Source organism: Micromonospora sp. HK10, assembly GCF_000982955.1.
Taxonomy (GTDB): Bacteria; Actinomycetota; Actinomycetes; order Mycobacteriales; family Micromonosporaceae; genus Micromonospora.
This window is the reverse complement of the sequence record NZ_KQ058654.1, coordinates 1-5703: the sequence shown is the minus strand read 5'-3', so window position 1 is coordinate 5703 and position 5703 is coordinate 1. Positions and strand designations below refer to the sequence as shown.

7 protein-coding genes are annotated in these 5703 nt (G+C 74.0%); 4 read left to right on the top strand and 3 right to left on the bottom strand.

The window, feature by feature from the left end; all coding sequences use genetic code 11:
- From LQ51_RS01165 to LQ51_RS01155, 3 genes are all read left to right on the top strand, one after another.
- Positions 1-1463: non-reducing end alpha-L-arabinofuranosidase family hydrolase (locus tag LQ51_RS01165; protein WP_197087491.1), on the top strand; the 1463-nt coding region annotated here is incomplete at its 5' end.
- A 140-nt stretch (positions 1464-1603) separates the two neighbouring features.
- Positions 1604-2134: a DUF488 domain-containing protein gene (locus LQ51_RS01160; RefSeq protein ID WP_046562726.1), complete on the top strand. Its 531-nt coding sequence runs from the start codon at positions 1604-1606 to the stop codon at positions 2132-2134.
- A 135-nt stretch (positions 2135-2269) separates the two neighbouring features.
- Complete coding sequence (locus LQ51_RS01155) at positions 2270-2794, top strand: GNAT family N-acetyltransferase (protein ID WP_046562725.1); 525 nt, start codon at positions 2270-2272, stop codon at positions 2792-2794.
- A 1-nt stretch (position 2795) separates the two neighbouring features.
- On the opposite strand, the gene LQ51_RS01150 is transcribed toward LQ51_RS01155, so the two are convergent.
- The 3 genes from LQ51_RS01150 to bioB are packed head-to-tail and all read right to left on the bottom strand — an operon-like array spanning position 2796 to position 4566.
- The gene (locus tag LQ51_RS01150; RefSeq protein WP_046562724.1) at positions 2796-3302 is read right to left on the bottom strand and encodes a GNAT family N-acetyltransferase; all 507 of its coding nucleotides are present in this window, start codon (positions 3300-3302) and stop codon (positions 2796-2798) included.
- Positions 3303-3305: 3 nt separating this feature from the next.
- Complete coding sequence (locus LQ51_RS01145; protein WP_046562723.1) at positions 3306-3563, bottom strand: biotin synthase auxiliary protein BsaP; 258 nt, start codon at positions 3561-3563, stop codon at positions 3306-3308.
- Positions 3564-3570: 7 nt separating this feature from the next.
- Entirely contained in the window at positions 3571-4566 is a 996-nt protein-coding gene (gene bioB, locus LQ51_RS01140) for a biotin synthase BioB (RefSeq protein WP_046562722.1), read from the bottom strand.
- A gap of 171 nt (positions 4567-4737) precedes the next feature.
- Between bioB and LQ51_RS01135 the strand changes: the two genes are divergently transcribed.
- A partial coding sequence (locus LQ51_RS01135) for an aminotransferase class I/II-fold pyridoxal phosphate-dependent enzyme (RefSeq protein ID WP_046562721.1) occupies positions 4738-5703 on the top strand: 966 nt, incomplete at its 3' end.

The window sequence follows — 5703 nt, the reverse complement described above, 5'->3', positions numbered from 1 at the left end:
AGGCCGCCTACAACTCCGTCCTGAACGTCCTCAACAGCGCCGGCCCCACCACCAGCCCGACCACCAGCCCGACCTCGGGGCCGACCACGGGCCCGACGCCGGGCAACGGCACCGGCCGGATCATCGGGGTGCAGTCGAACCGGTGCATCGACGTGCCCAACGCCACCCAGACCAACGGCACCCGGGTGCAGCTCTACGACTGCCACGGTCAGTCCAACCAGCAGTGGACGTACACCTCCAGCAAGCAGCTGATGGTCTACGGCAGCAAGTGTCTCGACGCGAACGGCGCGGGCACCGCGAACGGCACCGGGATCATCATCTGGGACTGCAACGGCCAGTCCAACCAGCAGTGGAACGTCAACTCCAACGGCACCATCAGCGGTGTGCAGTCCGGCCGCTGCCTGGACGTCTGGGGCACCGGTAACGGCCAGCAGATCCAGCTGTACGACTGCCACGGCCAGGCCAACCAGCAGTGGCGCACCGAGTTCAGCGGTGCCACCTCGACGCCGACCTCCACGCCGACCTCGACGCCGACGTCCACGCCGACGTCCGGCGGTTGCGCGCTTCCGTCGACCTACCGGTGGTCGTCGACCGGCGCGCTGGCGAACCCGCAGAACGGCTGGGTCTCGCTCAAGGACTTCACCAACGTGGTCTACAACGGCAAGCACCTGGTCTACGGGTCGTACGTCAACAGCAGCGGCCAGTACAGCTCGATGAACTTCAGCACGTTCACCAACTGGTCCGACATGGGCTCGGCCGCCCAGAACGGAATGAGCCAGGGCACCGTGGCGCCCACGCTGCTCTACTTCGCTCCGAAGAACATCTGGGTGCTGGCGTACCAGTGGGGACCGACGTCGTTCAGCTACAAGACGTCGAGCGACCCGACCAACGCCAACGGCTGGTCCTCGGCGCAGACGCTCTCCACCGCCAGCCTCCCCGACGCCCCGTACGGGGTGATCGACCAGACCCTGATCGGCGACGACCAGAACATGTACCTGTTCTTCGCCGGGGACAACGGCAAGATCTACCGGTCGAGCATGCCGCTCGGGAACTTCCCGGGCAGCTTCGGCTCGAGCTACACGACGATCATGAGTGACTCGACCAACAACCTGTTCGAGGCGGTCGAGGTCTACAAGGTGCAGGGCCAGAACCAGTACCTGATGATCGTCGAGGCGATCGGGAGCCAGGGGCGCTACTTCCGCTCCTTCACGTCCAACAGCCTCAGCGGCTCGTGGACCCCGCAGGCCGCCAGCGAGAGCAACCCCTTCGCCGGCAAGGCCAACAGCGGCGCGACGTGGACCAACGACATCAGCCACGGTGACCTGGTCCGCACCAACCCCGACCAGACCAAGACCATCGACGCCTGCAACCTGCAGTTCCTGTACCAGGGCAAGAACCCCAGCGCGGGAGGCGACTACAACCTGCTGCCGTGGCGGCCGGGTGTCCTGACCCTGCAGCGCTGACGCGACGCGGCTCGGCCCCGGCCGAACCCGCTCGCTGAGCACCGGGACGTGCCCGGCACCACGAGGTGCCGGGCACGTCCTTTGGTGGGTTGCGCACCCGCTGGCGGGCGGCGGGCGGCCACCCGGGGCAAGCTGACCCGATGGAGCGCGAGTTGCTGACCGTCGGGCACGGGGCCGCCGACCGGGACCAGCTCGGGGACCTGCTGGCCGGTGCGGGGGTCGCCCTGGTCGTGGACGTACGCCGCTACCCGGCCAGCCGGACCAACCCGGACGTCCGGCGCGAGACCCTGGCACAGTGGCTGCCCGAACGGGGCATCGACTACCGCTGGGAGCCGCGCCTGGGCGGCCGCCGGCACGTCCGCGCCGGCGAGCCGGAACCGGACACCTGGTGGACCGTGGCGGCCTTCCGGGCGTACGCCGCGTACACCCGCACGGCCGACTTCGACGCGGCGCTGGACGAGGTGCTGGCCGACGCCGCGCGGCGGACCACCGCGGTGATGTGCAGCGAAAGCGTCTGGTGGCGCTGCCACCGGCGGCTGATCGCCGACGTCGCGGTGCTCGGCCGCGGGGTGCCGGTCTCGCACCTCATGCCCGACGGACGGCTCCGCCCCCACCAACCGGCCGAGGGGGCCCGCCGCCGCCCCGACGGGCACCTGATTTGGGCCGGCTGACGTGCCGGCGGCCGGCTCGCCCGGGACGGCACACCACCGAAAACCGCTGGCCGCGCAGGCCCCGGCTCGCCCCGGACGGCACACCACCGGCAAACCGCTGGCCGCGCCGCGGCCCGCGCCGCTAGCCTCACCGCCATGCCGGAGCTGATCACCCCGACCACCCGCCTGCACCGGTCCTGGCTGGCCGCCCGGGACGAGTGGGGGCGCGGCGTCCACCAGGACGGCGCCGGGCTGCGCCCCACCGACGAGGTGGACTCGCCGGCGGGCTTCGCGGACTGGGTGGGCCGGCTGCGGGCCGGCGAGGACGAGTCCCGGCTGCCCGAGGGCATGGTGCCGGCGCTCTACTGGTGGATCGTCGAGAACGACGAGGTGCTCGGCGCGATCTCGCTGCGGCTGCGCCTCAACGACTTCCTGCGCGAGGCCGGCGGGCACATCGGCTACGGCGTCCGGCCCTCGGCCCGGCGGCGGGGCCTGGCGACCTTCGCGCTCGGCGCGGCACTGGCCGAGGCGGCCCGGCGCGGCATCGACCCGGTCCTGGTCACCTGCGACGAGGAGAACACCGCCTCGGCGCGGACCATCGAGCGGCACGGCGGGGTGCTGGAGGACGTCCGGGACACCGAACTGGGCCGGCTGCGCCGCTACTGGATCGCCACCGGCTGACTCAGTCGGCCAGGTCCTCGGCGAGCAGGTCCATCAGCAGACCGTCGTGCCAGCGGCCGTCGGCGCCCCGCTCGTAGCGGCGCAGGATGCCCACCGGACGGAAACCCACCTTCGCGTACGCGCGGATCGCCGCGGTGTTCGCCGCCGCCGGGTCGATGGTGAACCGGTGGTGGCCGTACTCGTCGATCAGGTGGCGGGTCAGGGTGCGGATGGCGTCCCCGCCGAGGCCGGCGCCGCGTACCGCCGGGTCGAGGAAGATGTCCAGGCTGGCGTGGCGGTAGTCCGGGTCCGGCTCGGCGTACCACTGGATCGCGCCGACCACCCGGCCGTCGTGCTCGATGGCGTAGACGGCCAGGTCACCGTCGGCCAGGTCGGCGCGGACCGCCCCGGCCAGGTCGTCGTCGCCGCGCCACCAGCGGCGTACCTCCGGGGTGGCCCGGATCGCCGCGAGGGCCGGCACGTCGGCGTCCGTGGCCGGTCGCAGCGTCACCGCCCGCCCACGCAGCACGCCTCAGCCCCGGATCTCGCCGTGCTCGACGCAGACCGCCGACCAGCCGGACGGCAGCACCTGCACCTTCATCCGCCGCCGGCAGGACGCGCACCAGCGCGGCGGCTCCAGCGCCCGGGCCGCCGCGCACGCCTCGTGCGGGCCTGCCGCGACGGACTCACCACAGCGGTCGCACCAGCACGGGGCCCCGCCGGGACCGACCGGTGCGCCCGCGTCGCGTGGGCGCGGCGGGCCGGCGGCGGGCTCGACAAGCTCGGTCACGTCGTCCTCACAGGGTCGCCGACAGCGCCTTCACCGGCATCTTCAGGTCGTCCAGCAGCTTCAGGTCGTCGGTCGCCGGCCGGCCCAGGGTGGTCAGGTAGTTGCCGACGATGACCGCGTTGATGCCGCCGAGCAGGCCGTCCCGGGTGCCCAGGTCGCCGAGGGTCAGCTCGCGGCCGCCCGCGTACCGCAGGATGGTGCGCGGCATGGCCAGCCGGAACGCGGCGATGGCCCGCAGCGCGTCCCTGCCCTCGACCACCGGCCGGTCCGCGAGGGGGGTGCCCGGACGCGGGTTGAGGAAGTTCAGCGGCACCTCGTGCGGGTCCAGGGCGGCGAGCTGCGCGGCGAACTCGGCCCGCTGCTCGACCGTCTCGCCCAGCCCGAGGATGCCGCCGCAGCAGACCTCCATGCCGGACGCGCGGACCATCGTGAGGGTCTCCCAACGCTCCTCCCACGAGTGGGTGGTGACCACGTTGGGGAAGTAGGAGCGGCAGGTCTCCAGGTTGTGGTTGTAGCGGTGCACGCCCATCTCGACCAGCTCGTCGACCTGCTCCTGGGTGAGCATGCCCAGCGACGCGGCGACCTGGATGTCGACCTCGGCCCGGATGGCGTCCACGCCCTCGCGGAGCTGCTTCATCAGCCGGGCATCCGGGCCGCGCACGGCGGCCACGATGCAGAACTCGGTCGCCCCGGTCGCCGCGGTCTGCTTGGCGGCCTCGACCAGCGCCGGGATGTCCAGCCACACCGAGCGGACCGGCGAGGTGAACAGACCGGACTGCGAGCAGAAGTGGCAGTCCTCCGGGCAGCCGCCGGTCTTCAGCGACACGATGCCCTCGACCTCGACCTCCGGGCCGCACCAGCGCATCCGTACCTCGTGGGCGAGCTGGAGGGCGGCGGGCACGTGCTCGTCGGGCAGGTTCAGCACGGCGAGCACGCCGGCCTCGTCGAGGCCGACGCCGTTCTCCAGCACCTGGGTCCGGGCCTGGTCGAGGATCTCTGGCATGGCTCGTACCCTACAAGGCCGCCCGGAGGCCGGGAAACGGCCGCGTCGGGCCGCCGCGAGCAGGTCCGGCGAGCCGTACCGCGCCACGCCGGGGTGGTCCGGGCGGGTGGTAACTTCGCCCGGCGGAGGCCCCGGGGCGGGGCCTGGGTGCGCGTGGGAAGGGGCGGGACGGTGGCGGACTGGCTGGCGGCCCTGGGCCGCCGCGCCGAGCTGCGGGCGAAGGCGGGGCTGACCCGCACGCTGCGCCCGCGCGCCGCCGGCGACGCCGTGGTCGACCTGGCCGGCAACGACTACCTCGGGCTGGCCACCCACCCGGAGGTCACCGCCGCCGCCGGACGGGCGCTGACGGCGTACGGACTGGGGGCCACCGGCTCGCGGCTGGTGCGCGGCTCCACCGACGCGCACCACGCCCTGGAGGCGGCCCTCGCCGACTGGCTCGGCACCGACCGGGCGCTGGTCTTCTCCTCCGGCTACCTGGCCAACCTGGCCGCGGTCCGTGGCCTGGTGCAGCCGCGGACCCTGCTGGTCTCCGACGCCCACAACCACGCCTCGCTGATCGACGGCTGCCGGATCTCCGGCGCCGAGACCGTGGTGACCCCGCACGCCGACGTCGACGCGGTCGCCGCCGCGCTGGCCGCCGCGCCCGGCCGGCCCGCCGTGGTGGTCACCGAGTCGGTCTTCTCCGTCGACGGCGACCTCGCCCCCCTGGCGGCGCTGCACGCGGTGGCCCGCCGGCACGGGGCGCTGCTGCTGGTCGACGACGCGCACGCGCTCGGCGTGACCGGGCCGGGCGGGGCCGGTGGGGTGGCCGCGGCCGGCCTGGCCGGCGAGCCGGACGTGGTGGTCACCGCCACCCTCTCCAAGGCGCTCGGCGGGGCCGGTGGCGTGGTGGCCGCGCCGGCCGAGTTCGTCCGGCACCTGATCGAGACGGGCCGGACCTTCATCTTCGACACCGCCCTGCCGCCCGCCGTCGCGGCCGGGGTGCTGGCCGCCGTCCGGCTGGCCCGGGCCGGCGACGACCTGCGCGCCGAGCTGGCCGCGCGGGCCGCCCTGGCGCTGCGCCGGCGCGGCGCGGCCGGGCTGGCGGTCTCCGCCCCGGACGCCGCCGTGGTGTCGGTGACCGCGCCCGGCCCGGAG